Source organism: Bradyrhizobium sp. (assembly GCF_049691595.1).
Classification (GTDB): domain Bacteria; phylum Pseudomonadota; class Alphaproteobacteria; order Rhizobiales; family Xanthobacteraceae; genus Bradyrhizobium.
Window position 1 is genome coordinate 1 of record NZ_JBAVNZ010000310.1, and the last position, 2,971, is coordinate 2,971.

1 protein-coding gene and 1 rRNA gene are annotated in these 2,971 nt (G+C 62.7%); one reads left to right on the forward strand and one right to left on the reverse strand.

The features are described from left to right. On the reverse strand, positions 1-2,010 hold a 2,010-nt coding region (locus tag WCE35_RS13660), incomplete at its 3' end, for a M23 family metallopeptidase (protein ID WP_424593879.1). 846 nt (positions 2,011-2,856) lie between these two features. On the opposite strand from WCE35_RS13660, the gene WCE35_RS13665 reads away from it, so the two are divergent. Further along, a 16S ribosomal RNA gene (locus WCE35_RS13665) occupies positions 2,857-2,971 on the forward strand; the annotation flags it as partial.

Consider the following 2,971-nt stretch of genomic DNA (forward strand, 5'->3'; position numbering starts at 1 on the left):
GGCTGCGCCGCCGCGGCTGCTCATCTGGGTATCGAGGCGATCGCGCTCTTTCTCGAAGTTCGCCAGGACCGGCCCGTCGAGCGAGCGGCCGCGCGGCAGTTTCACGCGCATCGGATCGACGAAGCGGCCGTTGACCAGAATTTCGTAGTGCACATGGGCGCCGGTCGACAGGCCGGTCGAGCCGACGAATCCGATCACCTGGCCCTGCCGTACCCGCTTGCCGGGCTCGGTGCCCTTGGCAAAGGCTGACATGTGGCCATAGGCGGTCTCGTATCCGTTGTTGTGTTTGAGGCGGACGTATTTGCCGTAGCCGCCTTCCCAGCCGACTTTTTCGACGACGCCGTTGCCGGATGCGAAGATCGGCGTGCCGTAGGGCGTCGACCAGTCGACGCCGGTGTGCATCTTGACATAGCCGAGGATCGGATGGCGGCGGCCACCGAAGCCCGAGCGCATGATCGCGTTGTTGACCGGTTTGCGCACCAGGAACTTCTTCGCGCTCTTGCCGGTCTCGTCGTAGAAGTCGACGACCGAGTCGTCCGGAGTCTGGAAGCGATAATACTTTTTGGTCTCACCGCCGACCGTAAGCGAGGCAAACAGCACATCGTTCTTTTCGGTGACGTTCGAGCCTTCGTCTTCGCCGGCGTAGTACACGTCGAAGGAATCGCCGGGCTGCACCTTGCGCTGGAAGTCGACGTCGTAGGAGTAGATGCGGACCATGTCCTCGATCACGCTTGCCGGCACCTTGTTGCGCAGCGCGGTCTCGTAGATGCTCTGGTAGAGCCGCACGCCGCTGCCGTCATCATCATCATCGTCGTCGTTACTGTTGTCGGCGGTTTCGGCGACGGTATTCATGCTCTGAACGTCGACGGCGACATATTTGCCGACGTCGGACAGGGCGGCCACTGCCTCGACGGTGGTGTCGTTGGCGACGATCACGCGGTAGGGCTGCAGCCTGGTGCCGGGCCCCGGTCCCGCCGGCGCCATCAGGATGCGCAGCTTCAGGCCTTCCTTCAATCCGCCGTCGCGGCCGCGGGCGCCGAGCGTTGCCGCGATCGCCTTGGCTTCTTCCGGCGTCGCGCCCTGATCCCGCAGGATCGAGGTGACGCTATCGCCCTTCTTCACGACGTGAACGCGCTCACTGGATGGATTGCCGCCGGTAATTTGTTCTTTCGTCTTCGGCAGCAGCGTGACGTTTTCAGGCACCACGCGGGTCTCAAAGCCGGCATAGGGGTCGGCGACGTTGCCCTCGGTGGCGTAGGCAAGCTTGACATCGGACTGGGCGCCGCTGGCGTCGGTGGTGGCCAGCGCGTAACGCACGCCGCCACCGCCGCCGCCGCGCCAGTTCGCGGCATCGCGCACCCGCATCAGGACTTCGTCGAGCGCGACCACCGCGGCGAGTTTCGCCTTTGGCAGGATCGGCGCGAGGTCCTTGGTGACGAACGAAACCTCGGCGTCGGGCTCGACGGCATCGGGGTTGTTCGCATCCTCGGAGGCGGTGGCCGTCTCGGCGCCGACGTCGGTCAGCATGCGCTGGGCGTTGAACGGCGGGATCTTGGCGCTGAGATCGCTCGTGGTCATCGACAGATTGCCGGAGATGCGGACGAACGGCCGAACCCGCATCACGTCGCGATTGCCGACGCGGGTCACGGTGGAGACCCGCATCACATTGCGCGCGGCGCTCGCCTCACTGGGCGGCGGCAGCCGATCGCTCTTGTGCAGGGTGGCGGTGCGATCATTGGCGCCGAACGCGCCGCGCAGCGCGCCCTCGACCCGTTCCGGCACCTTGGCAAAGGTCATCTCGCCGTCGAGCGACGCAAAAACGGCGCCGCCGATCAGGGCAGCGCCGCACAGACCGGTCAGGATAGTGCCGCTAAACCATTGTACGGAGATCCGGCGGCGGTCGATCACCGCGGCCTCGGAGCCGTCGACGGAAAGCGGCGGCTCGTGACCGAGATCGATGATCCCGGTCTCGCGTCGGTAGCCGCTCCCGCGTGATGCCTTCTGGCTCAACCCTGTCTCCCCCCAAATTCCGTCAACATGCGACAAGATCCCCGTTCGTCCCGGACCCCTGCTCGTCCCGCTAGAGCGGCAATCCGGGAACACGCGTCACACGCATGGATGTCCGGGAGCCGAGGGCCATTGGGTGGCCGGAATCTCGAACGTCAAACGTGTGCAGATCTCTCGATGTTTCTCGGCCGCGTGGGATAAGGCGACGGGTTCATTGGAAATCGCCTGTCCCGGTAGACGAACTCCGGCAGCCTCCACTGGCACCCGGCGATTCAATGCTTACGCTATAATCAGAACGTCGCAGGATTGTGGCTCAAGTACGGCGCGAAGTCCCCAAATATCGGGGCCTCTCTGCACCGCAAAATTCTTCCGCGTGATGCGACGATTTGTTGACAACGACCGTTGACAATGCCGATCGGGCGGGCTTATAAATCGCCCACTGAGCGCGGCGCTGCATTGGCCTTTGGGCCAAGGCAAGCTTTCGCGCCCTTGATGCTCCTCATTCTGATGAGTGGATCAACAGCCGGTAGTCATCGGTTGTTATTTGCCGTCGGATCAGGACTTCGAACTTCCCTTCGGGGGAGAGGGGCTCTCGGGCCCCGGGCTGTTTGACAAGTGAAGATGAAGAAAGAGAAACGTGGACGGCGGAGTCCTTGCGAGTCTCGAATAGTTGGAAACTTCGGTTTTCATCTTTCGGGGCTGGACGAAAGACTTCGGCGGTACACGTTTTGAATAAGGTTACACCATGATCTCTTGATTGAGGTCGCGTCGTCAGCGATGTGAATCGCGGGCGATTGTATGGTGGGACCTCGTCAAACGTTGTGATCAGCCGGTTCGAAGTTTCAAGTCCAACTTGAGAGTTTGATCCTGGCTCAGAGCGAACGCTGGCGGCAGGCTTAACACATGCAAGTCGAGCGGGCGTAGCAATACGTCAGCGGCAGACGGGTGAGTAACGCGTGGGAAC